Origin of the sequence: Brevibacillus panacihumi, from assembly GCF_003710985.1 — a bacterium.
GTDB classification, from domain to species: Bacteria; Bacillota; Bacilli; order Brevibacillales; family Brevibacillaceae; genus Brevibacillus; species Brevibacillus panacihumi.
In genome coordinates, this window is record NZ_RHHT01000072.1 from 1 (window position 1) to 26,655 (window position 26,655).

At 50.7% G+C, this 26,655-nt stretch carries 22 protein-coding genes, 1 tRNA gene, 1 pseudogene and 1 other annotated feature; of the genes and pseudogenes, 11 read left to right on the plus strand and 13 right to left on the minus strand.

Features of this window, described 5'->3' with window-relative positions:
- The 3 genes and pseudogenes from EDM58_RS23445 to EDM58_RS23455 all read right to left on the minus strand — a co-directional run.
- Window positions 1-343 (minus strand): annotated as a pseudogene (locus EDM58_RS23445) (transposase); the annotation flags it as partial.
- A 237-nt stretch (window positions 344-580) separates the two neighbouring features.
- Window positions 581-1,819: a serine/threonine transporter SstT gene (gene sstT, locus EDM58_RS23450; protein WP_122915472.1), complete on the minus strand. Its 1,239-nt coding sequence runs from the start codon at window positions 1,817-1,819 to the stop codon at window positions 581-583.
- Between the two features lie 278 nt (window positions 1,820-2,097).
- A tRNA-Ala gene (locus tag EDM58_RS23455) sits at window positions 2,098-2,173 on the minus strand.
- Between the two features lie 218 nt (window positions 2,174-2,391).
- Between EDM58_RS23455 and EDM58_RS23460 the strand changes: the two genes are divergently transcribed.
- From EDM58_RS23460 to spoIIP, 8 genes are all read left to right on the plus strand, one after another.
- The gene (locus EDM58_RS23460; RefSeq protein WP_122915518.1) at window positions 2,392-2,808 is read left to right on the plus strand and encodes a VOC family protein; all 417 of its coding nucleotides are present in this window, start codon (window positions 2,392-2,394) and stop codon (window positions 2,806-2,808) included.
- A 149-nt stretch (window positions 2,809-2,957) separates the two neighbouring features.
- On the plus strand, window positions 2,958-3,518 hold the full coding sequence (locus tag EDM58_RS23465) for a spore coat protein (RefSeq protein ID WP_122915473.1): 561 nt from the start codon (window positions 2,958-2,960) through the stop codon (window positions 3,516-3,518).
- A gap of 315 nt (window positions 3,519-3,833) precedes the next feature.
- A complete protein-coding gene (locus EDM58_RS23470) occupies window positions 3,834-5,819 on the plus strand; it encodes a methyl-accepting chemotaxis protein (RefSeq protein ID WP_122915474.1) in 1,986 nt (661 codons plus the stop codon).
- Window positions 5,820-5,886: 67 nt separating this feature from the next.
- Window positions 5,887-6,120, plus strand: a binding site (T-box leader).
- A 58-nt stretch (window positions 6,121-6,178) separates the two neighbouring features.
- A complete protein-coding gene (locus EDM58_RS23475) occupies window positions 6,179-7,741 on the plus strand; it encodes a 2-isopropylmalate synthase (protein WP_122915475.1) in 1,563 nt (520 codons plus the stop codon).
- Window positions 7,742-7,768: 27 nt separating this feature from the next.
- Window positions 7,769-8,245, plus strand: coding sequence for a YbaK/EbsC family protein (locus EDM58_RS23480; RefSeq protein WP_122915476.1), 477 nt, complete (start codon window positions 7,769-7,771; stop codon window positions 8,243-8,245).
- 95 nt (window positions 8,246-8,340) lie between these two features.
- Window positions 8,341-9,507: a substrate-binding domain-containing protein gene (locus EDM58_RS23485; RefSeq protein ID WP_246001001.1), complete on the plus strand. Its 1,167-nt coding sequence runs from the start codon at window positions 8,341-8,343 to the stop codon at window positions 9,505-9,507.
- A 161-nt stretch (window positions 9,508-9,668) separates the two neighbouring features.
- Window positions 9,669-11,546: a molecular chaperone HtpG gene (gene htpG, locus EDM58_RS23490; protein ID WP_122915477.1), complete on the plus strand. Its 1,878-nt coding sequence runs from the start codon at window positions 9,669-9,671 to the stop codon at window positions 11,544-11,546.
- Window positions 11,547-11,719: 173 nt separating this feature from the next.
- The gene (gene spoIIP, locus EDM58_RS23495; protein ID WP_122915478.1) at window positions 11,720-13,477 is read left to right on the plus strand and encodes a stage II sporulation protein P; all 1,758 of its coding nucleotides are present in this window, start codon (window positions 11,720-11,722) and stop codon (window positions 13,475-13,477) included.
- Between the two features lie 70 nt (window positions 13,478-13,547).
- Here the strand turns inward: spoIIP and EDM58_RS23500 are convergent, their stop codons facing one another.
- The 3 genes from EDM58_RS23500 to EDM58_RS23510 all read right to left on the minus strand — a co-directional run bounded on the left by EDM58_RS23500 (window position 13,548) and on the right by EDM58_RS23510 (window position 15,762).
- On the minus strand, window positions 13,548-14,066 hold the full coding sequence (locus tag EDM58_RS23500) for a DinB family protein (protein ID WP_122915479.1): 519 nt from the start codon (window positions 14,064-14,066) through the stop codon (window positions 13,548-13,550).
- Between the two features lie 77 nt (window positions 14,067-14,143).
- Entirely contained in the window at window positions 14,144-15,061 is a 918-nt protein-coding gene (locus tag EDM58_RS23505) for a helix-turn-helix transcriptional regulator (RefSeq protein ID WP_122915480.1), read from the minus strand.
- Between the two features lie 107 nt (window positions 15,062-15,168).
- The gene (locus tag EDM58_RS23510; RefSeq protein ID WP_122915481.1) at window positions 15,169-15,762 is read right to left on the minus strand and encodes a TetR/AcrR family transcriptional regulator; all 594 of its coding nucleotides are present in this window, start codon (window positions 15,760-15,762) and stop codon (window positions 15,169-15,171) included.
- A 146-nt stretch (window positions 15,763-15,908) separates the two neighbouring features.
- Between EDM58_RS23510 and EDM58_RS23515 the strand changes: the two genes are divergently transcribed.
- The gene (locus tag EDM58_RS23515; protein ID WP_425455636.1) at window positions 15,909-16,430 is read left to right on the plus strand and encodes a hypothetical protein; all 522 of its coding nucleotides are present in this window, start codon (window positions 15,909-15,911) and stop codon (window positions 16,428-16,430) included.
- Window positions 16,431-16,476: 46 nt separating this feature from the next.
- Here EDM58_RS23515 and EDM58_RS23520 read toward each other — a convergent pair whose 3' ends face one another.
- Entirely contained in the window at window positions 16,477-19,068 is a 2,592-nt protein-coding gene (locus tag EDM58_RS23520) for an Ig-like domain-containing protein (protein WP_122915483.1), read from the minus strand.
- Between the two features lie 201 nt (window positions 19,069-19,269).
- On the opposite strand from EDM58_RS23520, the gene EDM58_RS23525 reads away from it, so the two are divergent.
- On the plus strand, window positions 19,270-19,875 hold the full coding sequence (locus EDM58_RS23525; protein WP_246001002.1) for a YdcF family protein: 606 nt from the start codon (window positions 19,270-19,272) through the stop codon (window positions 19,873-19,875).
- On the opposite strand, the gene dnaI is transcribed toward EDM58_RS23525, so the two are convergent.
- From dnaI to nrdR, 3 genes are all read right to left on the minus strand, one after another.
- Window positions 19,872-20,804 (minus strand): primosomal protein DnaI, encoded by a 933-nt coding sequence (gene dnaI / locus EDM58_RS23530; protein ID WP_122915485.1) that lies wholly within the window; start codon window positions 20,802-20,804, stop codon window positions 19,872-19,874. The genes EDM58_RS23525 and dnaI overlap by 4 nt on opposite strands.
- 6 nt (window positions 20,805-20,810) lie before the next feature.
- Complete coding sequence (locus tag EDM58_RS23535) at window positions 20,811-22,259, minus strand: replication initiation and membrane attachment family protein (protein WP_122915486.1); 1,449 nt, start codon at window positions 22,257-22,259, stop codon at window positions 20,811-20,813.
- Window positions 22,260-22,407: 148 nt separating this feature from the next.
- Window positions 22,408-22,893: a transcriptional regulator NrdR gene (nrdR, locus tag EDM58_RS23540; protein WP_122915487.1), complete on the minus strand. Its 486-nt coding sequence runs from the start codon at window positions 22,891-22,893 to the stop codon at window positions 22,408-22,410.
- Window positions 22,894-23,028: 135 nt separating this feature from the next.
- Between nrdR and EDM58_RS23545 the strand changes: the two genes are divergently transcribed.
- Window positions 23,029-24,174, plus strand: coding sequence for an HD-GYP domain-containing protein (locus EDM58_RS23545; protein ID WP_122915488.1), 1,146 nt, complete (start codon window positions 23,029-23,031; stop codon window positions 24,172-24,174).
- A gap of 78 nt (window positions 24,175-24,252) precedes the next feature.
- Here the strand turns inward: EDM58_RS23545 and EDM58_RS23550 are convergent, their stop codons facing one another.
- The 3 genes from EDM58_RS23550 to coaE form a co-directional block, all read right to left on the minus strand.
- Window positions 24,253-25,299: a glyceraldehyde-3-phosphate dehydrogenase gene (locus tag EDM58_RS23550; RefSeq protein WP_122915489.1), complete on the minus strand. Its 1,047-nt coding sequence runs from the start codon at window positions 25,297-25,299 to the stop codon at window positions 24,253-24,255.
- A gap of 173 nt (window positions 25,300-25,472) precedes the next feature.
- On the minus strand, window positions 25,473-26,036 hold the full coding sequence (locus EDM58_RS23555; protein ID WP_122915490.1) for a lytic transglycosylase domain-containing protein: 564 nt from the start codon (window positions 26,034-26,036) through the stop codon (window positions 25,473-25,475).
- Complete coding sequence (gene coaE, locus EDM58_RS23560) at window positions 26,033-26,641, minus strand: dephospho-CoA kinase (RefSeq protein ID WP_122915491.1); 609 nt, start codon at window positions 26,639-26,641, stop codon at window positions 26,033-26,035. Before coaE ends, EDM58_RS23555 begins: the two co-directional genes overlap by 4 nt.
- Window positions 26,642-26,655 lie beyond the last annotated feature (14 nt).

Genomic DNA, 26,655 nt, shown 5'->3' on the forward strand with positions numbered 1-26,655 from the left:
TGAAGGATCTTGCACATGGCCGATATGGGATACTTATGAGCGTTTTGCTGGATTACCGTTATTTTCGTCCGAAGATCAGCGCTGCTTGCTTTAAAATATCGTTTTCCATCTTCAACCGTTGGATTTCCTTACGCAGCGCTATGAGTTCCTTTTCTTCCTCGGTTCGGTTGTCTTTTTCTTTGAAAGAACCTGTTGTTCTACTCTGTTTGACCCAACGGTCAAACGCAGATGCACTCAGATCATATTCTCTCAAAATATCTGCACGCGGTTTCCCATTCTCGTAAAGTTGAACCATCTGCTGCTTGAACTCGTCTGTAAATGACCGACGCTCACGTTTCTGCATGACATTCTCTCCGTTCCTTGTCGATTTGATTTCAATCTACTAGACCTTAAGAGAATTGTCCAATTCAGTGTAGCCGATCCAAAAAGGCGCTTGGTGAGAATGTGCCTGGCATGGAAGAAGAGACGCCGTGCCACTTTAAGAGAAAAGCTCCATTTCCATAAAAAAACTACACCTCAAATTGCTAGTAGAATCTAACAATTGGGGTGCAGTTCAAAACCCGCTAAGAAAATATCTCCTTTATACTGCTTGGTTTATATTTATTTTTTTGCCTTCTTTACGCCACTCCTTATATTCAGCAGCAGCTGTGAAAAGTACGTCTGTAGATGAGTTAAGTGCTGTTTCACAAGAGTCCTGTAAAACGCCTATGATAAAGCCTACTCCAACAACCTGCATAGCAACATCAGCAGAGATTCCAAATAAGCTGCATGCCAGAGGAATCAGCAACAAGGATCCACCAGCAACCCCTGAAGCACCACAAGCACATATCGCTGATAGTACGCTGAGGATGATTGCTGTAGGGATGTCCACCTGAATACCAAGTGTGTGAACCGCTGCAAGTGTCAAAACAGAAATGGTAACAGCGGCACCAGCCATATTAATGGTTGCACCCAATGGAATGGATACTGAATAACTATCTTTATTTAAACCTAGATTTTCACATAATCTCATATTTACAGGAATATTCGCAGCTGAGCTACGTGTAAAGAAAGCTGTAATACCACTTTCCTTTAAGCACTTAAAAACAAGCGGGAAAGGGTTTTGACGTATAACGATGAACACAATAATGGGATTGACAACTAACGCCACAAAGACCATACAACCAAGTAAAACCGCAAGTAATTTTCCATAGCTTAGTAACGACTCAATTCCATTTGTAGTAATAGAATCAAATACTAGACCCATGATTCCTAGTGGTGCAAACTTAATCACCCATGTTACCACTTTGGATATAGCATCTGAAAAATTAGAAATCATCGTTTTGGTCGTATCAGGGGCATTTCTTAAAGCCAAACCAAGGAGTACCGCCCAAGCTAAGATACCGATATAGTTCGCATTATAAATAGCCTTAATTGGGTTATCCACAACGTTTAGCAGTAATGATTTGAGAACCTCTACAACACCGCCAGGAGCCGTCACACCCTCAGCGCCATTTGCAAGTGTTAGGCTTACAGGAAAAATAAAACTTACAATTACTGCGGTTAATCCAGCTAAAAAGGTTCCTAAAAGATAGAGGACGATAATGGATTTCATATTCGTTTGGTGACCACTCTTGTGTTGAGCGATGGCTGACATAACCAAGAAAAGTACTAGCACAGGTGCAACCGCTTTCAATGCGCCTACAAATAAAGTCCCTAAAATTAAAACAGGCTTTGCTGCTTCGGGGATCGTAACAGCTAGGGCAATACCAATAATCAGGCCTACAATTATTTGTTTTACCAGGCTCAATTGACTCCACTTTTTCAGTATACTCTTCATAGATGTTCCCCCACTAGTTGAAGATAAAATTGTAATATCGAGCCATTCATTTCTAATACCGCTGCAATAAAGTTAAATTCCATTAAAACAAATACTATTATAATGAATTTTTCTACACTTTACAACATTACTATTCTTACCAGCAAGCTACATACTGCCTGCCCACTACCAGCAGGGGAGGCAATTTGCGTAATTACTGTACACTCCACGCGCGTTGAATACGAAAACATGAATTCAAAACAAAAAGACGGCATCTCTGCCGTTTTTAAGGTTAAGTATGGTGGAGCATAGCGGGATCGAACCGCTGACCTCTACACTGCCAGTGTAGCGCTCTCCCAGCTGAGCTAATGCCCCATGGACAAGATTTATCTTAGCATGGACAAATTTCAATGTCAACAAAAAATACATACCATTTTTCCGCAGCATCCGACAGCTCCTTGTTTGTCATTAAGGCTCCTTCATCAAGGCCAGAATGCAGCAGAGACAGCAATCCATAAGAAACCGTCGTTCTCCCCTCATGATATGCTTGCATCAAGAACCCTGCCCCTGAAAGGAGAATCGTTATGCCCAAAATGCCAAAGAACCTGTGGATCAACCTCCCCGTCAAGGACATCCGCAAATCCAAAGCGTTTTTCACGGAAATTGGCTTTCCGCTCAACCCGAATTGTCCCAATGACGATGAAGTCGTAAGCTTGCTGATCGGCGAACAGAACGTCGCCGTCATGCTCTTTCCCGAAGCAACTCTCCGCACTTTCGCGGGAAGTGACCTCACCGATACAAACAAATCCATGGAAGTATTGCTCTCAATCGGAGCAAACAGCAAAGACGAAGTAGACGATCTGGTAAAGAAGGTCATGCTGGCAGGCGGGACCATCTATAGCGAGCCGAAAGAAGACGGCTGGATGTACGGGGCCGGTTTTGCTGATGTAGATGGTCATCGCTGGAATGTGCTGTACATGGATCCAGCGAAGATGCCGCTGAAGGATTAGTCAGTTGACCGAGCATATCAAATGGAATGCGCTGAGTATTTGCCACCATGATGAGGATCGGATCGCATCCACTCGGAAACACCGAATATCTTCTCCCCCTTCGGGAATTATACAACTGCTAGTATATGACCCAAAGGAGTGGAATCACATTGCAATTAACCACACATGAAGCAATGGATATACATGAATTGACGATGAGCTGCGTCAATTCGATCACAAATATGGGCTACTTTATGAACCATATCCAAGACCCGGAATTGAAAGCGATGTTGCAAAGACATTTCCCCCTGCATCTGAAGGACTACAACAACAAAGTCGAGTACCTGAGTCTCCCGGAAGGCGCCAAGTCCCCCTTGCCTGTGCCAGACATTCAGCAAGCCCTGCAATCTTACACACAGGGGAATACACCTATTCCGGTGACACCGCGCACAGATGCCCAGGATTTTAATGACCGTGAAATCGCGACAGCCTACCTGTTGACCCTGAAAAGAGCAGGCAGAGAATACGCCTGGGCTGCGATGGAAATGGGGAATCCGGAGGTCAGGACGTTTCTGGAGGACGCTTTTCGGATGTGTTCCCATCAGGCGCATGAGGTATGGCAATGGATGGTGAAAAAAGGCTACTACCCTGTTGAACCCGCTGCTGCATCCACATTGCAAACGCTGGGTGCCCTGTACCAACCTGTGAAACAACCGGCGATGATGATGTAAAGAGCATTGTCTGTTGCCCATGCTGCATGTTCAGCATGGGTTTTTCCTATGGGTGAAAATCGTTGCGCAATTCAAGAAAATATTGATAATAGTTTATTCACGTATTTTTGCAATACCTACAGCCAGCTCGTTTCCTCGGGGGCGTACGATTTTCCGCAGGTTTGATTCCCCTGTTCGAGCCAGGCTGGTTTTCATTCTCCCCTGGCATGCACGAAGGAGTTGAGGTAAGCGAAAAACAGACAAAATGCAATGGAGTGAACCATTGCCCCAAGACAGCTATTGATCGCGAACTTGAACTTGTGGAGGCTTGACATCATGGGGAAAATAAGAAAAAGCATTCGGGCAAAATTAATCATTTGGTTTTTGCTTATCGCACTCTTGCCGCTCCTTACATCATCCATTATCACCTATCAGCAAACCTCGAAAGAATTGATTCAGAATCAAAAGGATACCTTCCGCAGCATCGTCGAGACGAAAGCTGCCGCCATGGATCAATGGCTGGACCGCCATATGGCTGAGATCGAGCTGTCGGCCAAGACTGACACGGTTCAATCTCTGGAGCCATCCGGAATCACACCCTACCTTGAAGTGATACATAATCAGTCCAAAGTTTATGAATCCGTAGGGGTTGCGGGACCAGACGGAATTGTCATCGCCAATTCCACACCTGGTATAGTCGGGTTGAACATCCATGACACGGATTATTTTCAAAAAGGGATCAAGGGTGAGTCCTATTTCTCTGACATCATCGTCTCCAAATCGACGGGGAACCGGATCCTGATCGTCTCCTCCCCCATTGAAGACAAGCAGGGGCGGGTCATCGGCGTCATGTATGGTACCGTCAACTTTGAGATGTTCATCAAAACCTTTTTGGAAGACACAGATGACGAAGCGAATATCCTGCTCGTGGATGGAAATGAACGCATACAGTACACCGCTAATCAAGATCTGATTGCCAAGACGGTGGATGAAACGGATCTTAGCGAAGATTTGAAAGCCATTTTGAAAAATAACAGAAATGAAACGGGAATCACGCTGAACACGGAGAATGGGGTCGAGTACCTGATCGCCTTCGCTCCGATCACGGAAACGGATTACAACATCTTCTACACGATCAAGCTGGATACCGTATTGGCCAGCGCCAACGCCCTTCAGATGGAAATGATACTCGTGATGACGATTGCAGCCGTGCTGGTTGTCATCCTGGCGATCTACATCAGCGGCACGATTGCCAAACCGATTACGAAGGTGATCCATCAGGTAACCAGAATCGCTCAAGGAGATTTGACAATGGCGGAAGTGCAGGTAAAAGGCACTGACGAGATTGCACAGCTGGGTCAGCATGTCCAGGATATGATCAAGCAGCTGCGCGAGTTGATTGGCAAAGTCGCCTCGACATCCGAACAGGTTGCCGCATCCTCTCAGGAATTGACGGCGAGTGCGGAAGAAGCAAGCCGCGTGACAGAACAAATCTCTGCGGCCGCTCAGGATATCGCTTCAGGTGCGGGACAGCAAGTGACCAATACCGACAGGTCTCTGGAGATCGTGACGAAAATGTCCGGCGAGATCGTTCACATCTCCGAACTCAGTCAAAATGTGACCGAGCTTTCCGATGAGGCAGTACAAACCTCCAGCCAAGGGAATCAGGCTGTGACGGAATCGATGAACCAGATGAAGCAGATTGAAGACAAGACAAACCGCATCGCCCAAACTGTCCATGAACTAGGCAGCAAATCTGCGGAAATCGAGAATATCATCTCCGTCATAAGCGGCATTGCCAGTCAAACCAACCTGCTCGCCCTCAATGCAGCGATCGAAGCGGCGCGGGCAGGTGAACAGGGTCGGGGTTTTGCGGTCGTTGCCGATGAGGTAAGAAAATTGGCGGAGCAATCCGCTCTCGCTGCCGAGCAAATCGGTGCGATTGTCCAACAGATCCAAACCGACATCCAGGCATCCATGACCGAAATGAACGAGGGCATTGCTGCGGTCCAAGCAGGTGCGCAACTGACAGAAAAAGCCGGGAACTCCTTTCACGCCTTTTCCCACTCTGTCGGAGAAGTGTATCTGCATATCCAAAAGGTCACACAAGCCATCCAGGAGTTGCAGACTGGCTCCAACCAAATGGTCTCCTCCATTGAATCCGTCCAGGGCATTTCCCAGGAATTCGCCGGAACCACACAGCAGGTGGCCGCTGCAGCCGAGGAGCAGAGTGCGTCAATGGAGCAAATCGCCGCTACTTCCCTCACGCTGGCGAGAATGGCAGAAGACTTGCAGCAATCCGTCCAGACGTTTAAACTATAAAAAAATGTTCCGGCTACGTATTGACAAATTGCTCCACTACCGGATATACTAACAAAAAATTTCACAATCAAATGTTGCGATTAGAAATAGTAGAAGTGAAGAAACCTTTCAGAGAGCCGTTGGGTGGTGCGAAACGGCAGCGTGGCTCACTTTGAACTCGTCTATGAACTGCGGCCTGATATGTAGGGTTTGCCGGAATTCCACCGTTACAAGGATAGATGGTGATGGCCATCGAAGAAGAGCATTTCAGCTTTGCTGAAATGAATTAGAGTGGTACCGCGAGTTCAACCTCGTCTCTATACGTAGAGACGGGGTTTTTTTATTGCAAAAATACCCCACACTTGAAGGAGGACATGATCATGAGTCGTAAAATCATCGTATTGGACACTACCCTGCGTGACGGTGAACAGGTTCCCGGCGCCAAATTGAATGTGCAGCAAAAGGTGGAGTTCGCCCAACAGCTGAAGCGTCTGCAAGTGGATATTATCGAGGCAGGCTTTCCCGCTTCCTCCGCAGGCGATTTCCAAGCCGTGCAGGAAATCGCCCGCAGCGTCGGCGACACCGTATCCATCACCGCCTTGGCGCGCGCTGTCAAAAGCGATATCGACGCAGTCTACAACAGCATCAAACTGGCCCAAAATCCTTTGATTCACATCGTCTTGGGCACCTCCGACATCCATGTTGATAAAAAATTCAACCGCTCCAAGGACGCCGTCTTGGAAATGGGCGTTGAAGCGGTCAAATACGCCAAAACCTTGCTCCCGCATGTCCAGTACTCGACCGAGGACGCATCCCGCTCCGAATTCGAATATCTCTGGAAAACGATTGAGGCCGTCGTGAAGGCAGGGGCCACAATGATCAACGTGCCCGACACCGTCGGCTACGCTGTCCCGGATGAATTCGGCGAGATGATCCGCAAGCTGAATGAACGCCTGAAAAACCTCGATGACAGCGTGATTCTCAGCGTACACTGCCACAACGACCTCGGACTGGCGACTGCCAATACCTTGGCCGCCGTCAAAAATGGCGCGGACAAAGTCGAGGTGACGATCAACGGACTGGGCGAACGCGCCGGCAATACGTCCTTGGAGGAAGTCATCATGGCTCTCAAAGTGCGGGAAAACAGCTTCCAATGCCACACCAACATCAAGACTACCGAGCTGCTCCGAACCTCCCGTCTGCTCACCTATTTGACGGGCCTGGATGTGCAGGTAAACAAAGCGATCACGGGAGACAACGCTTTTGCCCACTCCTCCGGCATCCATCAGGACGGACTGCTCAAGGATAAGCAAGTGTATGAAATCATGTCGCCGGAGGAAGTCGGCGCAGAAAGCATGGAATTGATCCTGACCGCCCGCTCCGGCCGCCACGCTTTCAAGAACGCCGTGGAAAAGCTGGGCTTCGATACTAGCGACGCTGCTGAATTCGAGGTTTTGTTCGATAAATTCCTGACCTTGGCTGACGGCAAGAAGGAAGTATACGACCACGACGTGTTTTACCTGGTGACCAACCATCGCACGCTCGACGTCAAAGACAGCCATCTGTACGAGCTGGATTCCTTCCAGGTCATCACCAACAATCAGTCCCCGACAGCTACCGTTTCCCTGAAAAAAGGCTCGGAGACCTTCGTCGGAAGCGCTGTGGGCGACGGTCCGATCGATGCCCTGTACACGGTCATCAAGAACCTGGTCGGGCAGGATGTGCATCTGAAGGACTACAAGATCAACAGCCTGTCTCGCGGAAAAGAAGCCATCGGGCGGGTCAACATCCGCATCGAATACCAGGGCAATATCTACTCGGGACGTGCGATGGATACCGACATCATCAAAGCGAGCGCCCTGGCTTTCCTCAACGGGATCAATGCCGCGCTGCTTGATACCGCAGCCCAAGAAAGCCCGACACCAGAGCGCAGCTACAGCTAACATTCTCTGTACCCGGAGGGATGTCATATGATTCCGTTGAAAGAGAGCGCGCAACGATTCCAGGATCTGTTGCAGGAGATGGGATACTCCAACCAAGTTGTGGAGCTTCCGGACAGCGCTTGGACAGCCCAGGAAGCCGCAGATGCGATCGGCTGCGAGGTGGCGCAGATCGCCAAATCGATCATCTTCCGCCTCACCTCCTCCGACAAGCCCCTCCTCGTGGTGGCAAGTGGAATAAACCGCGTGAACGAAAAGCATATCGCCTCCCTGTTTCAGGACAGCTTGGGGAAAGCGGATGCTGACTATGTGCGGGAGAAAACGGGATATGTCATCGGCGGTGTCGCTCCGATCGGTCATAAGGAAGCCATCACGACCATCCTGGACGAGGATCTTCTGCAGTATTCCTTCATTTGGGCGGCGGCAGGCCATCCCAAAGCAGTATTTAAACTAACGCCAGATCAATTGGTTGCGATGACGCAAGGTCAAGTGATGTCGATCAAATAGCACGGGGTATTCCCGTGCTTTTCTATTTCTCCCCATGCCCAATTCCTTCCAATCCAGTATAATGAAAAGGCGTAAAAGGAAAGGAGGAACCATCAGTGGGAGAATGGATCGGGAAAATCATATCTTGCCTGGCAAGCATCTTCTTTATTGGCATCATCGGTTTTGTTGCCGTGATCTTTTCCGTCTTGTCTGGCGGACAAACCTTTTACATGCCTCTCATCATCGCGGTCACGGCAGCATTGATTCTGTATATCATCATGCTCTTCTTCGCCCCCGGCAAAATACGGATCGCCAATCGTTCCCTGCTTGGTTTTTTCGTTGTATGCGCATTGGCGACTGCTGCATATGAAGCAAATCAAGCCTATCACAACAGCATTCCAACCGTCAGCGAACAGGATTTTGACTTGTCCGCTTACAAGCCATTCCAGGAGAATACCAAAGCAGTGGCGCTTGATCAGCCTTCTACTCTGAAGCTGGAGTCCCCATTGCCCCGATTGGATGGGGCGACCGCGCTCTACCCGCTCTATTCCGCCTTCGCCCAGGCTGTCTATCCGAAGAAGGAATACGATCTCTACGACAGCGAGGTAAGTGCCAATACAACACCGGATGCCTACAAGAACGTGATGGACGGTGCTGCCGACGTGATTTTCGTCGCAGGTCCCTCCACACAGCAAATGGCCATCGCCAAAGAAAAAGGCGTCGAGCTGAAGCTCACCCCGATCGGTCGGGAAGCCTTTGTCTTTTTCGTCCATGCCGACAACCCGGTCAAGGGACTGACGACGGAGCAAATCCAAGGGATCTACTCCGGTGCCATTACCAACTGGCAAGAGGTGGGCGGGAAAAATGAACCGATCCGCGCTTTTCAAAGACCGGAGAACAGCGGCAGCCAAACCATGCTGCAAAAAATCATGGGCAACCACAAGCTGATGAAGCCGCCCAACGAAGATCGGATCAGCGGCATGGGAGGCATCATCGAAAAAACATCTGATTACAAAAATTATCCTAATGCCATCGGATATTCGTTCCGCTTCTTCGCCACTGAGATGGTCCAAAACGGAAACATCCGCCTTCTTGAGGTAGATGGGGTCATGCCCAGCAAGGAAACGATCGCGAACAAGACCTACCCGCTCGCCGCAGAGTTTTATGCCGTCACGGCGGGCAGCGATAACCCGAATGTGCCCAAACTCATCGAATGGATCTTGACCCCGCAAGGCCAATCCCTCGTGGAGAAGACCGGATACGTCCCGCTCACAGGATCATAAAGCTGTCAGAAAGCCTCCGGTGGTCCTTGCGATTTGCTGGAACCATCAGGCAATCCCGTATTGACTTTAAAATAGGGGACTGCTATAAAAAATATTGGGTAGCACTCTAAGACCGAGAGTGCTAAAAATTGACGTCAAGCGAATGGAAAGGAGCTATTTCCATGGAAAAAAAGCAGTTTCAGGCTGAATCCAAACGGCTTTTGGAAATGATGATCAACTCGATCTACACGCAGAAGGAGATTTTCCTGCGGGAGTTGATCTCCAACGCCAGCGATGCAATCGACAAGATCTACTACAAGGCTTTGACGGATCAAAAGCTGGTTTTTGACAAGGACAACTACTATATCAAGGTCATCGCCGACAAGGAGAACCGGACCTTGACGATTCGGGATACAGGAATCGGGATGACCCAGGAAGAACTGGAAAGCCATCTCGGCATCATCGCCAAAAGCGGCTCCCTCGCCTTCAAGAATGAGAACGAAACCAAAGACGGCCATGCCATCATCGGACAATTCGGCGTCGGCTTCTACTCTGCCTTCATGGTGGCTGACGTGGTTACAGTCATCAGCAAATCCGTCGATTCTACCCAAGCCTATAAATGGGAATCGACCGGAGCCGACGGTTACACCATCGAGCCTTGCGAGAAGGAAAGTCACGGTACGGACATCATCCTGAAAATCAAGGAAAATACAGAAGAAGAAATCTACGACGAATATTTGGACCAGTATCGCCTGAAAGCGATCATCAAAAAGTACTCCGACTTTATCCGCTATCCGATCAAAATGGACGTCAGCGGACAGCGCCTGAAGGAAGGCAGCGACAGCGAGTACGAGGAGTACAAGGAAGAACAGCGCATCAACAGCATGGTGCCGATCTGGCGGAAGAACAAAAACGAGCTGACCGACGAGGATTACGTGCAGTTCTACAATGAAAAGCGCTACGGATTTGACAAGCCGCTCAAGCATATCCATATCAGCGCGGATGGCGCCGTCATCTACCAGGCCATCCTCTACATCCCGGAGAGCATTCCGTTTGACTACTATTCCAAGGAGTACGAAAAAGGCCTGGAGCTGTATGCCAATGGCGTGCTGATCATGCACAAATGCGCTGATCTGCTCCCCGACTATTTCAGCTTCGTCAAAGGGATGGTCGATTCGGAGAGCTTGTCTTTGAACATCTCCCGCGAGATGCTGCAGCATGACCGGCAATTGAAGCTGATCGCCAAAAATATCAACAGCAAGATCAAGGGACAATTGCAAACCATGCTCAAAAACGAGCGTGAGAAGTACGAGCAATTCTTCAAAGCGTTCGGCAGACAGTTGAAATTCGGCATCTACAACGATTTCGGGATGCACAAGGACACCCTGCAGGATCTCATCTTGTTCACGTCCTCCAAAGAGAAGAAGCTCGTCTCCCTCGATGAATACGTCTCGCGGATGCCCGAAGAGCAAAAGTACATCTACTACGCGACCGGCGAATCCGTCGAACGCATCGAAAAGCTTCCACAGACCGAACTGGTGGCGGATAAAGGCTATGAAATCCTGTACTTCACCGAAGATATTGACGAGTTCGCAATCAAGATGCTCCAGACATATAAAGAGAAGGAATTCCGCTCTGTATCCAGCGGTGATCTGGGCATCGAAGCCGATGATGCGGACAAGGAAGCCGATGAAAACAGTGAAAACCAGGAGCTGTTCGACTATATGACCAGCCAGCTGTCCGGAAAGGTAACCAAGGTGCGTGCCTCCAAGCGGCTGAAATCCCACCCGGTCTGCCTGACCAGCGACGGCGAAATCTCCCTGGAGATGGAAAAAATCCTCAACGCCATGCCGAACAATCCGCAAGTAAAGGCAGACAAGGTGCTGGAAATCAATGTGCATCATGAGGTTTTCCAATCCCTGAAGGACGCCTATGCCACCGACAAGGAAAAGCTGGCCTTGTATACGTCCCTGCTGTACAATCAGGCGCTCCTGATCGAAGGATTGCCGATCCAGGACCCGGTCGAATTTACGAACGAAATCTGCAAAATCATGGTGTAAGTCAGAATGCGGCAGAAATGCCGTATTCTTTTTTTTGGATCGGAAGTGAGCGTCTTCTCAGCTTTGTCAGAAAAAGATGTCATTGCTTGAAGGATTCTGTCGCTCTATCGAGAAAGGCTTATGGTAGGCAAGAAATTTTTGGTAGAAAGAGTCGAAAAGAGAGGAACGAGTCCATGCGTTACCATGCCCCTACTATCTTGGTTGTCGCTTTTTTCTTGGTTTGGCTGCTGCCGCTTCCGATCTCTCATGCAGCCACCCATGTCGAGGTGGCCGTTGATCAATTGAATATTCGCAGTGCCCCCGATACAACCACACAGATCGTCGCAACGCTCAACAAAGCAACGCGCCTGCCCATTGTCACTCAGAAAAACGGCTGGTCGCAAGTGAAGCTCGCCAACGGCACGACTGGCTGGGTCAACAACAAATATGTCAAAATGATCGACATACCGCGTACGATCTATCTGAAAAGCACGGTCGAGCTGCTGAATGTGCGCGCTGAACCGAATGCCACTTCGCAAATCTTGCAAACCATTACGCCAAACGGCACCTACCTGCAAGTAAAAAAACAAGGGGATTGGGTTCAGATCAAGCTTTCCAACGAAGTGAACGGCTGGGTCAATTCACGTTATATGACTGAAACGGCAGCGCCTGCTCCCGCTCCAGCGCCTGTCCCAACACCGTCCCTGCCGGCACCGAACCCAGCGCCTGTCCCAACTCCGTCTCTGCCGGCACCGACTCCAGCTCCTGTCCCAACTCCGTCTCTGCCAGCACCGACGCCAGCGCCTTTCCCGATTGACGGACAGGCCGCGGGTACCCTCACCTTGCAGGAAGGCTACGCGATATTTGCCGCTCCTGACTTTTTGAGTGCTGTCATCGGTGAGCTATACGGCGGCATGGTCTTGGAGCATTTCGGTTATGCCAACGGCTGGTACAAGATTCGCTTCAACGGCGCAGATGCCTACATATACAAGCCGGAAGCCGCAGCACCGCAACAACCGGTCAATCCGTGGACGCCGAACACTCCCCCTCCCGCTCAGGCTGAAGCCTCCATTCGGGTAAAAAATGCGGACACCAATCTGCGGAGCGGTCCCGGAACTCACTATGCGGTCGTAGGAACGGCTCAACCCGGGCAAACCTTCCCGATTGTACAGACGGAAGGCGACTGGTATATGATTCGGCTGCCTGACCAATCCACCGCCTACATCGCAGGCTGGATCGTAGACCAGGTGCACCCGACGAATGGCACTGGCAGTCCCGGCGTCGGTTATAACGCAGGTATGATCGGGAACGAAACGGTCTACATCTACCACACCCACAATCGCGAGTCTTGGCGAAATGTCGCAAGGCAAACACAGGGCAGTTCCGTAGATGATCCAGAGATCAACATTACTTTGGTCGGCAAGCGCTTGGGCGAGCTGCTGCAGCAAAGAGGCATCCAAACGATGGTGAATCAGGATGACTTCGCCAAGAGGCTTGCAGAACAAAAAAAGAGCTACGCGATGTCCTATGCGGAATCGTATAATGCCGTTGTGGCAGCAGTCGCCGCAAACCCGAGTCTGCAGTACATTTTTGATATTCATCGGGACAGCGACGAGCCACGCAGCAAGGTAGCGCTCACCTTGAACGGCAAAACCTATGCACGCATGTTGTTTGTCATCGGGACAGCCAACCCGAACTACCACGAAAACAAAAAACTGGCAGACAGTCTGCATGCCCGTCTCGAAGCGGCATATCCCGGGTTGTCTCGCGGTGTCATTCTAAAGAGCAAGAACGAGGGAAACGGCGAGTATAACCAGTCTTTGTCCCAGGGGAGCCTGCTTCTGGAATTTGGCGGCACCAACAATACATTGGAGGAATGCTACAACACAGCAGAAGCATTCGCCGATGTATTGATCAATCATATGTTGGAATCTCGCATCGTTTTCAAATAAAAGCACGATTTCTTTTCGCGTAATCATTAGCGAAAAGAATCGTGCTTTTTACCAATCTGCCTTCCGAGTATTAATAGTCCTTGGCAATCGGTGTATGATACCAATACAGTGCATATTCGGTCATTGTGGATGCGTAGCCCAGCTGGCGTAGCATGGTCGAAATATTGCCTCGGTGATAGGTGCCATGGTTGACCGTTTGCAGCACAATTTCCGATAATCGGGTGCTGCGCGATCCGGCGTACGGATTTTCGAGCGCAATGGTTTGCTCCAGGTCGTCCTGGCTCCGGAACCATGCTCTGTATTCTTCCGTTAGCTCAGTAAAGGCTTTCGCGAATTCCTCGACAGAGTAATGAAGTGTTTCTTGTTGAAGTGGAAGGCACTCTTCCAAGGCATTAGGCATGCTAACGCCTTTCAGTACCTGAAGCCAACACTTGTCGACTGCATAGATGTGCGCAAAAGCCTCCCCTATGGTGGGAAACGAGGTGTTTACTTCCTGTTGCAGCACGGAGGACGGGAGCTCCTTGATTCGTCCCAAAAGGGTTTGAGTAGCCCACGAATGGTAGTCGAACATTTGCACTGGATGATTCATTTGGATCGTCTCCTTTTAACATTTCATGTGATTTGTTCATGTCCTTATAATAAAAAAAGATGTATGACAACAGTCTGTCATACATCTTCGTAATGTTTGAGCGCATTTTGAAGCTGTTCTTTTACAATTCCTCGCAGTTCGGGAGGCTCGAGGACTTCTGCTCCGCAGCCAAAACCAAGCAGAATTGTCAAAAGCCAACGTGCTTCGAGTGGTTGGAAAACAGGAATTCGCATTCTCATACTCCCGTCGGCATGAAATTGCTTATCGGCATGGGGAAACCGGTCCATTGCTTCCGCCAAAGCCTCCGGTCCCACCCGGATCACTACGTCCTCCAGCTGACCTTGCCATCTTTTGTTTGCTGAAGCAGCCTCTTCCGGCACCTTGTCATGCTGCTCGAAGGTTTCCTGTGTCACGAACAAATTCATTAACCGGGACAGACGGAATTCCCGATAATCTCGCCGAGTTCGGCAAAACCCATACACGTACCAATTGGCATGTTTAAAATGAAGCCGAAGCGGTTCCATGTCACGGGTTGTGCGTTCATTCTTGGCATCGATATACTCAAAGCGGACGATTTTTCGCTGGGCAATGGCCATACGTAAATGCCGAAGCGCGTTGGGCTCCATGTGGCGGGTGTCCAAGTCTACAGACAGACTCGTGTCGTGATGCTTTGGTCCAATCGTCTGCAGTCTTTCGATGGTCCCCTGCGCACGCTCGTCTTCAAACACGGTGGAGAGGCTTCTAAGCACAGTAATCAGAGAATTGACATCGTACGAACCGAGCAGGGTTTTATCCATTTTGTACCCGTCCATGATGCCATATCCGCCGTTCGTTCCCTGATACGATACGACGGGGAAGCCCGCGGCGCAGAGCACATCGATATCCCGATAGATGGTTCTTTGGGAAACTTGAAATTCTTCAGCCAGCATGGAGGCAGACAAAACTTCGTGATTTAACAGCTTATAGATGATGGAGATCAAACGCTCCAATTTCATGCGTATCCCCGCCCGTTTGTCTAATTCGTATTGCTGATCTTTTTCATACCTGTATAGACTTAAACTGGCCAACTGATCGTTCAAGCAGCTCGCAGATCGCGGTGGGGCTAAAAGTCCTTTTTCCAAATCGAATCAATATGATGGCGCAAAACCTGTTCAATGCGTTCTGGATGGAGCCTCTGCGTTTCCAGCATCGCATGCACAGCAATGCCGTCGATTAATGCGTATAATCGCTCCGCCTCCGTCTCCAGATTCAGTCCCTCTTCCAGCAAATTTTGCTGATCCAGGTAGAAGAGAAGTTTTCGTAATTGAGGATAAAATCCTTGCGGTATCTCCTCCGATTCGCCTTCCCTGTATTTTTGATGAAAGACAAAAGCGAACCATACCTCCATCTCGGCCATCCTCTGCTCGTCCACGGGAAGAATCTCCAACAGGATTTGGATCACCATCTCTTTCGGGGACAGGTCGCGCATCTCGACCTCCCGAATTCGCTGTGCCGCCCTTTCCTTCACCAGCTTCATGGCAAATAGCAGCAATTCATCCTGCGTAGTAAAGTAATGGCGCAGCGCACCCAATGAAACTCCTGCTTCCTGGGCAATCTTTCTCACAGTCGCCCCCTTCATGCCCCACCGCAGGATCACTCTCCATGTTGCTTCGGCTATTTGTTTCCTTCTTTCTTCATGATCAACGATTTTTGGCATGTCTTCATTGTAGCAGAGAATAAATCGGGCGACAATTTAAATAATACACTTGTATTATTTAAAAGCAGCGTGTTACAATCTTTTTGTCTTACATTTTCTTGAAAGTAAAAAAAAGGTGGGGAGATACTTTGTCATTTGTCGCCTGGATGATCGTTGCCAGTGAGATCGCCTTTTGGGTCGTAATTATCGCTGGTTTCGTCTTTCGGTACCTGTTGAAAAAGCAGCGACTGGGTCTAGTCTTGCTCGCGCTCACTCCCGTCATTGACCTGATTCTGCTGCTCACTACCAGCGTGGATCTCTATCGCGGCGCTACTGCTACGCAAGCCCATTCTCTTGCAGCCGTCTATATCGGCGTCTCGATTGCCTTCGGGAAAAGCATGATCGCCTGGGCAGATGAACGTTTCCAATATTACATCGTCAAGCAAGGACCCAAGCCGGTCAAACGTTACGGTTTGGACTACGCGAAACACTATTTCAAAAGCTGGGTTCGTCATGTGCTGGCCTATCTCATTGGTGCAGGATTTTTGGTCCTCCTCATCTATCTCGTCCAGGACCCTGTCCGCACGGAGGCCTTGTCAGGCATGCTCAAGCTTTGGACGCTGGTTCTCGGAGCAGACCTGCTCATCGCCCTCTCCCATTTTATCTGGCCCAAGCAGGCAAAGGCGTAGAAAAAAGCCAACCGATGCATGTTGGTTGGCTTTCTTCGCGTTCCTATTATCTCACCGTCACCACAATTGGCGTTTTCTTCCCGCCATATGTGACGTAAATGGTTGCTTTTCCTGAACCGGTGGCTTTAATCAGGCCATCCTTCACGTCTGCCACCAGCAGACGGTTGGTCGTCCAGAGACCAGGAATCGTTACATTCTCTTCAGATCCATCCATGTACGTAGCTGTGGCCGTAACCTGTCTGACCTCGCCCTTGTTCATGACAATCTGCACGACATCCGTTTTCAGGTACTTGAGCGTATCCACATCCACTGGAATGGACAGGCTCTTGCCGCCGTAGCGGGCCGTCACCGTCGACTTGCCAAACGCAATTCCCGTGATCAGGCCTTGCGAGACATCGGCAGCTTTGTAGTTGCTGGTCTTCCATTCAGCAGCCGAAGTGACATCCAATTGGCGTCCGTCTGAGAAGGTAGCGGTAAGGGTAACCTGGGCGGATTTTTTCGATTTCAGGGAAACAAATCGCTTATCTGCCTCCAGCTTGGTCACAATGCCCACTTCTACCGGAACACTGATTGACTTGCCGCCGTACTTCGCTGTGATGGTGGCTCGTCCGCTGGAGAGTCCTGTCACGCGTCCTTGCGAAACATCTGCAATTTTGATTGCCGAAGAACTCCACTCCGCATCTGCCGTTACCTTTTTCGTGTTACCTGACGAATCTGTCGCTGTCAGGACCAGCTCAGCGGACTCGTTGACGTTCAGAATCAACAAACGCGGATCAACCGACAGTGATTGGGCCTGACCCACTTCTACCGTAATGGTGACCGTCTTTCCGTCAAAGGCAGCGCTGATGGTCGTGGAACCTGAGCCTACTGCGGTGATTTTTCCCTGATTTACTTCGGCGATCGCCGCAGAGGAAGTCGTCCACGCTGCCTGCTCGGTTACGTCTTTGGTCGTCCCGTCCGCATAGCTCGCCGTCAGCTTCACTCTATCACTCTCGTCCTTGTTGAGAACGAGCTTCTTCTTGTCGACCGTCAGCGTCTGCATCACACCGATCGCTACCGGAATCGTAATGGTTCGCGTGCCGAGCGTTGCCGTGATCGTCGTGGAGCCGGTTCCTACACCTGTCACCAGACCTTCACGTACGGTCGCAACCGCTGGCGAAGTCGAAGACCAAGTCATTTTCTTCGTGACGTTTTCACTTTGGCCTCCGCCATTTGGAAAGCTTGCAGTGACCTCAATTTGCTTCGCTTCACCGACTTGCATGGCGAGCTGGGTCATATTGGCGACCAGATTTTGCGGTACATCCACATCCACTACCAGAGTAGCCGTCTTCCCGCCATATGCCGCCTTCAGATTTGCCGTACCCGGCTTGAAAGCGGAGATTTCGCCTTCCTTGGCAAAAACGACATCCTCGTTGTCCGAAGTCCAGGTTACTTTCCCTGTGACCTGTTCTTTCGATCCGTTGGCAAACGAAGCCTGCACAATGACCTTTTCCTTAGTCCCGCTCTTCATCATGAGGAAAGCAGGTACAACATCCAGGGATCGCGGCACTTCGACGTCTACTTTCACCTGAACGGTTTTACTGCCGTATGAAGCGGTAATGATCGCCTCACCTGTAGATACCGCGTGAATCTTGCCCTTGCTGTAATACGCGACATCTTCCTTGTTCGATGTCCATACAGCCTTGTCTCCGACCTCAACCTGGTCCTTGTTGGCGTAGGTTGCGGTCAGGGTGATCTCTTTTTCATCCCCGACTTTCAGGAAGATGTCTTGATGGCTGGCTTCCAGCTTTTGCGCCATGTCGACTTCCACCTGGATTGTTGCGGTCTTCGTGCCATAGGCAGCGGTAATTACGGCTGTACCTGCCCCGTAACCCTTGATCTTTCCTTTGATGACATCCGCTACATCCGCGTTGCTCGTCGACCACTCCGCCTTGTCTGCTACGTTCGGAATTTCCGAACCATCTGGAAAGATCGCCTTCAGCCCGACTTCATCCTCTTCACCGAGCAACAGAGAAACTTTGCTTTTTTCAGGCTCCAGTCGATGGGCAATCTCGACGCTGATCGGCAGGCTGAACGACTGACTGCCGTATTTGGCAGTGACCGTAGCCGTACCCGAACTCAAGCCCTTGATTTTACCGTTGAGTACAGAGGCAATCGAGGGTTTATCGACGGACCAGTCCGCCAGCTCGGTAACCTCTTCCTGCAAATTGTCGCTGTACACGGCCGTCAAATTCACCAGCACATCCTTGCCGATCCGCAGATTGACAGATTGCGTCTCGGAGGTCAAAGCTTTCACTTTCTTCGTTACGGTAACATCCACGATTGCCGGAAAGCCTTTGTAATTGGCGGTCAAAGTGGTGTTTCCAACTCCGTTTGCCGCAATCTTCCCTGCATAGACGGAGGCAATACTCGCATCTGCACTCGACCAAGTAGTATGTATGGTCACATCTTCGACTTTGCCAGATTGATAGATCGCATTGGCTGTCAATTGTGTCGTGTCCCCTGTCTCCAGAGTCACTTTATTGGTAGTCAACACCAATTTGCTGATTTCATCCGCAGCCAATCCGACTTGGGTTGTTCCCAATCCGCTCAACAGCAAGACGGCCAGGAACATGAGCATCGTTTTCTTCCAGAACATCGTCAGCCTCCCCCACGTGTGTGTAATCCACTTCAAAAATGTTGCCTCTCTAACTATATCGGCTTCTCCCCGAATAAATTTACTAGTTCTTCATGTCAGAAATGCGTCGAATCTTGTAACTGCTAGGAAATTTCGTGCGTCAAATAGAATGAAAGAAAAGATAGAACCACTCATGCAGTGTCACACAAAGGAGAACCCATCGTGAAAGAAAAACGAAGAAAGACCTGGCGCAAAAAGCTCCTTCTCGTCAGCGTGATCCTGCTCGCCACGGCTTCCATCTGGTGCGGCTACAACCTTTATCTGATCCAGCGCACGATCGACGAAGCAGCACCCCGCAAAGCCGATGTCGGAATTGTTCTCGGCGCGGCAGTCTGGGGCGATCGACCAAGCCCCGGCTTGAGTGAACGCCTGGAGTACGCGCTGTGGCTCTATAACCAAGGCTATGTGAAGGTGCTGCTGGTGTCGGGAGGATTGGGAGAGGGGAAAAAGGTGACCGAAGCCCAGGCCATGCGCACCTATCTGCTGGAAAAAGGCGTTCCTGCCGATGCGATCCTGATCGAAGACAAAGCGCGCAGCACATACGAAAACCTGCTGTTCAGCCAGCAGGTCATGGAAAAAGCCCATTTAAAAAATGCTCTGATCATCAGTCATGACTATCACCTGGCGCGGGCGAAAAAGATGGCTGACAGTCTGCAGCTGCCAGCCGCCGTCGCAGGCGTCCAGTCTCACGTCCTCTATTCTCCCTATCATAAAATGCGTGAAGTGCTTGCCCTCACCGTATGGGAACTGGAACAGATCTGGTCCTAGCCGCGATGATTTTCGCGCAGGATTTCGTACACATCCACAAAATGGCGGATTCGCTCCATGATTCGCGCTGCCTTGGTTCGTTCGATGCGATTGCCGTTGGAGATGGAAAGATGCTCCTCCAGCTCCTCCAGGGAATAATTGGAAGTAAACAAAGTAGGCAGATGGTTGTTGGCGCGCTGGTTCAGGATGACACCGAGGATCTCGTCCCGAACCCAGGGCGTCAGATTCTCCGCGCCGATGTCGTCGAGGATGAGCACGGGCACTTCTTTTAGCAGTTCCAGCTTGCTTGCGTAGGACTGATCGGAGATGGAATCTTTCATCTCGCGGATAAAATCAGGAACGTAGACGAGCAGCGAAGCCACGTTTCGCTCCGACAATTCCCTTCCGATGGCGCCCATGATATAGCTTTTCCCTACTCCGAAAGGACCGTGCAAGTAGAGTCCCTTGACTCTCTCGCCCGTCCCTACCTTTTCACAAAATTGAATCGCTGCTCCGACCACGTTCAGGTTGCCCTCGTCGATAACCAGGCCTTCAAAGGAGGCGTTCATCGTCTCCTCGGAGACGTAGTAACTGCGCATCAGGCGGCGCCGTCTCAGCTCCTCCTCGTAGGAAAGCTGCTTGCTGCAGGGGGCGATTGCGCTCACAACGGTGTTGTTCACCACATCCAGTTGGGTCCGATGCCCTTTTACCAGATTGGGGCACTCGCCAAGCCCCGGACAATGCTCGCACCAGTACTGTTCCTTGACGGCGGTGTAAACGGTGGAGAGTGAACGCAGGTAGTCCTCCCTCCCGAGTTCATGATGGTTTTGGGCAAAGCCTTTCAAATAGGAGGACGAGCCCAACATTTTGTCCAACTGCTGCTCGGGAGTCAGAAGCTGGCGAGGCGTACGCTTGGATAGCTCTTGCATGAATTGACCGATAGACTCCATTTACCATCACTCTCCCTTCTGCTTGCTGCGCAGGCTTTGCAGCATTTCTTGCAATTCCGGAAAATCCTGAATCGACTGACCTTTTTTTCCTCCGGTCGCCTGCTTTTCCTGAGCCATCTGCCACTCCACAGAGGCTGGCAGCTTGTCTTCGAGGACTGCGCGATTGTTGCGTCGTGCGGGTGCAGACGCTTTTTTTGGCTGCTTCTCTTTTTCTGCGGCCTGCTCGCGCTGTTCCGTCCGTTCCAGGATCTGCTTCACTGCCTCGTCCACTGTCGCGATCCGTTTCGCTTTCCAGCTGTCGCGAATCGTCTCCATATAGGACTTCGGCAGTTCCATCTGCATGCTTGCCAGGGTATGCAGCAGCAACGCATTCACTACCTCCGCCTGCATTCCGTCCGTGAAGACCAGCGTCTCAGCCCGTTCCAGAAACACTTTGCTGACCCGGCCCCCGACCACCTGCTCCAATAAGGCAAGCGGAGAGAGCAGACGGCATGCCCGTACGAACGCTTCACTGCCTGCTGGCGGCAGCTTGCCCGGTCCAAAGCTCTCTCCTGCAGGGAGGGTGACTGGCTCGGTGCGGTACAGCTTGTCATCCGTATACCGTTGCACCAATCGCTTGCGCAGCACTTCTTTGTCCAGACTGCGGTCCGGCTTGTACAGCGTCCAGTCGCGAAGCTCTTGTCCCAACCCCCAGCTATCCAATTGATAGAAGTGGCACAAACGGTACAAAAATTCCATGCTGTCACCGACCAGCACCTGGTCCGCGTCCGCGTTGTCGGGCAAATAGAGACGAAGGGAAGAGACGCTGAGCGGATGCTGCACTTCCGGCTCATACCACGATTTCATCTCCGCTGCCGGATAATCAGACTCCATCTGCAGCAAAAACTGCTCCCTCTCCGAGCCTTTCTCGACCTCCAGCTCAGACGGCTTCAAGGATTGGAACACTTCGTGGAAGTCCTTGGTCATGTTTTCCACTGCCGTGTATTCCTTCGTCAACTGATTGGCGAGCGGGTCCGCATACTGCTGCCGCAGCTGTTGATAGCGAATGTTTTCGATTTTGTTCAACAGCATGAGTGACAGCACATAGTCCGCAAAAAACTCGTTTGGACTCAATGGCGGTTTGACCATGTATTCATAGAAATAGTCACGCTGCGCATTTTCCCTTCGGCGCACCTCCAGAAGCCCCAGTGCCTCCAGCCGCTCCCGCGCGCTGAGCAATCGGTCCAGCGACATCGAGGTAATGAGCATCAGGCTTCGGTGTGTGTTTTCGGCTGCTCCGCCGCTGACAGGCTGAACCTCATGGGCCAGCAGTTGATAGAGGGCGAAGGATTCGACACCCATGATCGGCAAATAAAGCTGGGCGACGAAGCCCATCTCGGCAAAGCTGAGCGGCCTGATCATCCGCACCAGATACCGATCCTTCGGCGTCATTTCGTTCCATACCAGTCGGCGCATGTGACTCTTTCCTTCCTGTGAAATCTCATTTCTCTATTATAGCATGGCGATGAATGCAAAGTGGGGAAAACCGATGGAAAGCGAAAAAGACCCCCGCTGTCAGATAGCGAGAGCCGCGATTGGCTTGTCCCGTACGTAGAGATATGCGCTACTCTTTGGAGAGAGGGGATTGGCTGTTTCTGGCTTGCGACAACAGCTCTTCCAGCTCCTTCATGAATACGGATATATCCTTGAACTGGCGGTAAACCGAAGCGAACCGGACATAGGCAACTTCATCGACATGGTACAAGCGCTCCATTACTTTTTCTCCGACATCGTCGCTCGGCACTTCCGCTTGGCCGCAATTGCGCAATTCCTTTTCGATGTCACTCACTACATCTTCCAGGGTTTCCAATGGAACCGGACGTTTTTCACAAGCGCGCACCAGTCCGCGCAATACTTTTTCTCTACTAAATTCCTCACGAGTTCCGTCTTTTTTGACGATAATTAAAGGAGATTCTTCTACCATTTCGAATGTGGTAAACCTGCGTTCACATTTTTCGCACTCACGACGGCGGCGAATCGATTTATAATTGTTGAAAGGACGCGAATCCAGGACTCTGGTCCCGTTGTACTCACAGAATGGACAGCGCATCGTGGAATCAACTCCCTTGCGAACATTCGTTGTAAACAGTGTCCCTCATGTGCCTACAAGAAGTCAAGTCAATCCTTCTACCTATTTCAAGCCTCTTTCGAATAAATTACAATATGGACTGTTGGAGGGATTTCAATGCGCCTAGTATCTTTGAAACAAGTTCGGCCAGGCATGAAGCTGGCGCGAACCGTGTTTACCCAGGATGGCAAGGTGCTTTTAGGAAAAGGCATGGACCTCACCGAAAGGCTCATCCAAGGGCTGCACCGCTCAGAAGTAGATGCCATCTACATTGATGATCCTCGGACTTCCGACATCGTTGTCGAGGATGTCATCCGCCCGCAAACAAGGCAGATCGCTGTAGAAGCGATTGAAAAAACAGTGAAGCAGATCACCAATTCGAACAAATTGGCGCGCAAAATTTCCTTGCTCGAGATGGGCCTCCATTTTCAGCGGGCTTTTAGCGCGATCCTGGAAGATCTGATGCACAACGAGCAAATGGTCGGACATCTGACGACGATCTCTACTCATTCCCCTTCCCTGTACCATCACTCGGTTAATGTGGCCGTGCTTTCGACGGCAGTCGGAATGTCGCTTGGCTACAACCAAAGCCAACTGATGGAATTGGGGATTGGCGCGATGCTTCACGATATTGGAAAGCTGCAGCTTCCAGAGGAACTCCTGAATACCAAAGAGCGTTGGACTCCCGAGCAGCAGGAGATCGCCAAGCAGCACACGATGAACGGGTTTAATCTATTGCGCAAGCAGCATGACATTTCCCTCTTGTCGGCACATGTCTGTCTGCAGCATCATGAACGCATCAATGGCAGCGGCTACCCCCAGGGCTTGAAAGGAAAACAAGTGCATGAATACGCCCAGATCGTCGGGATCTGCGACGTCTATGATTCCCTCACCTCACCTCGCCCCTGGCGCGGGCGCTACATGCCGCAGGACGCCATGGAATACCTGCTCGGCGCAGGCGGCCACTTGTTCGAGCATCACCTGATCAATGCTTTTATCAAGCATATCGCCGTTTTTCCGATCGGAAGCAGCGTCGTTCTCAATACAGGAGAGGTCGGCGTCGTCAGCAAGGTCGACCCAGACTACTGCCACCGTCCGACTGTCCGTGTTCTCAAGGATGGACGCGGCAATGATGTGCATTCCCCTTACGATCTCGATCTGAAGACACTCATCAAGCTTTTTATTGTCGGATTTGAAGACGAGCAGCTGTTTGAGATGAGCGCCTTGACCCCGCCTAGCGAATCGGCAGCTACAACCGAATAGGGAAACGCTGAAGAGGGGCTGTCCTGAAGTCTATTGACTTCTCGGGACAGCCCCTCTCCTTTTTTGTTCCAGTTGCGATTAGCGAACTCCTGCAGCCGCTGTCTCTTTCACTGGACTGGCATTGTACTGTTCGGATACGTGACGCACCAGGTCCACGACGCGGCAGGAGTAGCCCCACTCGTTGTCGTACCAGGCGATTACTTTCACTTGATTGGTGCCCATGACCATCGTCGACAGACCATCGACGATCGAAGAGTTTTCATTGCCGTTGAAGTCGCTGGATACCAACGGCTCGTCGCAGAATTCCAGGTATCCCTTCATGCTGCCCTCGCTCGCTTCTCGCAGGACGCGGTTCACTTCTTCTACAGTCACTGGTTTTTTGGTGTTGATCACCAGATCGACGACTGAGACGTTGGGAGTCGGAACACGAAGCGCAAAGCCGTTCAGCTTGCCATTCAATTCTGGCAATACGATCCCTACAGCCCGAGCAGCTCCAGTCGTAGTCGGAATGATCGATTCCCCTGCCGCACGGGCACGGCGCAAGTCCTTGTGCGGGTTGTCGATATTCACCTGGTCATTGGTGATCGAGTGAATCGTAGTCATCAAGCCTTGCTCGATGCCGAACGCCTCATGCAGCACCTTGGCTACAGGAGCCAGGCAGTTCGTCGTGCAGGAAGCGTTTGAAACGATATGATGGTTCGCATGATCGTAAATGGTATCGTTGACGCCCATTACGATCGTAGCGTCCTCTTCTTTTGCCGGAGCGGTGATGACAACCTTTTTCGCGCCGCTTTGCAGATGCTTGCCAGCGCCTTCACGGTTGGTAAATTTGCCTGTGGCTTCGACGACGATTTCCACGCCGAGCTCTCCCCAAGGCAGCTTGAGCGGGTCGCGGTCGGACAATACCTTTGTCGGCTTTCCATCTACGATGATGGTTTGATCCTTTACTTCAACTTTATTTGGAAGACGTCCGTGGATGGTGTCGTATTTCAACAGGTGAGCAAGTGTCTCTGCTGGATAACTGGCGTTGATAGCGACGATTTCGATGTTGGGGTCCTGAATAGCGCGGCGAAAGACCATGCGCCCAATACGGCCGAAACCATTAATACCAATTTTGATAGTCATAAAAGAAACCCCTTCCTCAATTAAGTTACGCTGATTTGTTACCTTTATTATAATAAGTATGACACAATTATCAATGTGTTTTACTGAAAAATAAATATTTGGACGATTTTTCGTATTATTTTGGACCTAAAAAGCGAAAAGTCGCTCTCTCTTTGTATCGAGAAAGCGACTTTTCAATGCAATTCCTGGTCGTATACCCGCTGGTAACGGTCCTGATAATACAACACCCGCTGGACGTACATGCGCGTCTCCGGGTAAGGAATGTCCTCCAGCGACTCTCTTCGCCCATTCCACTGTCCGTCATTCAACCATCCATTCACTTTGCCGGGACCGGCATTGTAGGCAGCAATCACCTTGGCGATATCCCCCTCATAGCGATTCCCCAAAAACTGGAGGTACCAGGTGCCGATCTGGATATTCATGACCGGATCGTAGAGATAATCCTTATTCGCAGGCTTGAATCCCCCCTGCTGAACGATCCATTCAGCCGTATCCGGCATGATTTGCATCAATCCGATAGCCCCTTTTTTGGAGACCCGATCAGCTTGGAAGCTGCTCTCCGAACGGATCACTGCCAGGATGAGATGTGGATCCACCCGATATTGACGCGAGGCATCCATGATTTCCTCCCGGTACTTGATGGGGTACATCCACTTCCAGACAAACGAGGTATTGAGCAAAAAGAAGAACGCGATCAAGACAATTCCCAACCATGCTCTTCGTTTGCCTAACGTCATAAACCGATCTCCGCACGGATCGCCGACAGCATTTCTTCGACTTGCCGCTCCGCCTCTTCCCGTGAGCGCGAATTGTCGATCAAGAAATCAGCTTCGGCTTTTTTCTGATCGATGGGCAATTGCGCGCGCAGCCGTTTTTGGGCCTGCTCTTCCTGCATCTCATCGCGCTCCATCATCCGTGCCAACTGCATGTGAGCGGGTGCGTAGACCACGACGATTTTGTCCACCATGTGTTGCAGCTTGCTTTCAAACAGCAGGGGAATATCCATAAAAACGATGCTTGCTCCGTTCTTTTCTGCCGCTTCTGCTTCTTCGCGCATGACACGACGCACCTCAGGATGGACGATGGCATTCAGTTTTTGCCGCTCTGATTCATCCGAAAATACGATCTCACCCAGTTTTTTCCTGTCAATCTGACCGTCAGCGAGAAGAATCTCGCGGCCAAAATGCGCCACGATTGCTTCATACGCCGGTTTTCCCGGCTCTACTACATCCCGGGCAATCTGATCTGCATCGATCACCGGTATCCCTCGTTCCCGAAGCATCCCGGTGACGGTGCTTTTTCCAGTGGCAATGCCGCCTGTCAAACCCAGAATCATCTCCATCCTCCTCCCCTGCT

Excerpts from the sequence above, each read along its gene's own strand:
- sstT (WP_122915472.1), bottom strand. The coding sequence starts at position 1,819 with ATGAAGAGTATACTGAAAAAGTGGAGTCAATTGAGCCTGGTAAAACAA.
- EDM58_RS23460 (WP_122915518.1), top strand. The coding sequence starts at position 2,392 with ATGCCAAAGAACCTGTGGATCAACCTCCCCGTCAAGGACATCCGCAAA.
- EDM58_RS23470 (WP_122915474.1), top strand. The coding sequence starts at position 3,834 with ATGGGGAAAATAAGAAAAAGCATTCGGGCAAAATTAATCATTTGGTTT.
- EDM58_RS23475 (WP_122915475.1), top strand. The coding sequence starts at position 6,179 with ATGAGTCGTAAAATCATCGTATTGGACACTACCCTGCGTGACGGTGAA.
- EDM58_RS23480 (WP_122915476.1), top strand. The coding sequence starts at position 7,769 with ATGATTCCGTTGAAAGAGAGCGCGCAACGATTCCAGGATCTGTTGCAG.
- htpG (WP_122915477.1), top strand. The coding sequence starts at position 9,669 with ATGGAAAAAAAGCAGTTTCAGGCTGAATCCAAACGGCTTTTGGAAATG.
- spoIIP (WP_122915478.1), top strand. The coding sequence starts at position 11,720 with ATGCGTTACCATGCCCCTACTATCTTGGTTGTCGCTTTTTTCTTGGTT.
- EDM58_RS23500 (WP_122915479.1), bottom strand. The coding sequence starts at position 14,066 with ATGAATCATCCAGTGCAAATGTTCGACTACCATTCGTGGGCTACTCAA.
- EDM58_RS23505 (WP_122915480.1), bottom strand. The coding sequence starts at position 15,061 with ATGAAATTGGAGCGTTTGATCTCCATCATCTATAAGCTGTTAAATCAC.
- EDM58_RS23510 (WP_122915481.1), bottom strand. The coding sequence starts at position 15,762 with ATGCCAAAAATCGTTGATCATGAAGAAAGAAGGAAACAAATAGCCGAA.
- EDM58_RS23515 (WP_425455636.1), top strand. The coding sequence starts at position 15,909 with ATGATCGTTGCCAGTGAGATCGCCTTTTGGGTCGTAATTATCGCTGGT.
- EDM58_RS23520 (WP_122915483.1), bottom strand. The coding sequence starts at position 19,068 with ATGTTCTGGAAGAAAACGATGCTCATGTTCCTGGCCGTCTTGCTGTTG.
- dnaI (WP_122915485.1), bottom strand. The coding sequence starts at position 20,804 with ATGGAGTCTATCGGTCAATTCATGCAAGAGCTATCCAAGCGTACGCCT.
- EDM58_RS23535 (WP_122915486.1), bottom strand. The coding sequence starts at position 22,259 with ATGCGCCGACTGGTATGGAACGAAATGACGCCGAAGGATCGGTATCTG.
- nrdR (WP_122915487.1), bottom strand. The coding sequence starts at position 22,893 with ATGCGCTGTCCATTCTGTGAGTACAACGGGACCAGAGTCCTGGATTCG.
- EDM58_RS23545 (WP_122915488.1), top strand. The coding sequence starts at position 23,029 with ATGCGCCTAGTATCTTTGAAACAAGTTCGGCCAGGCATGAAGCTGGCG.
- EDM58_RS23550 (WP_122915489.1), bottom strand. The coding sequence starts at position 25,299 with ATGACTATCAAAATTGGTATTAATGGTTTCGGCCGTATTGGGCGCATG.
- EDM58_RS23555 (WP_122915490.1), bottom strand. The coding sequence starts at position 26,036 with ATGACGTTAGGCAAACGAAGAGCATGGTTGGGAATTGTCTTGATCGCG.
- coaE (WP_122915491.1), bottom strand. The coding sequence starts at position 26,641 with ATGGAGATGATTCTGGGTTTGACAGGCGGCATTGCCACTGGAAAAAGC.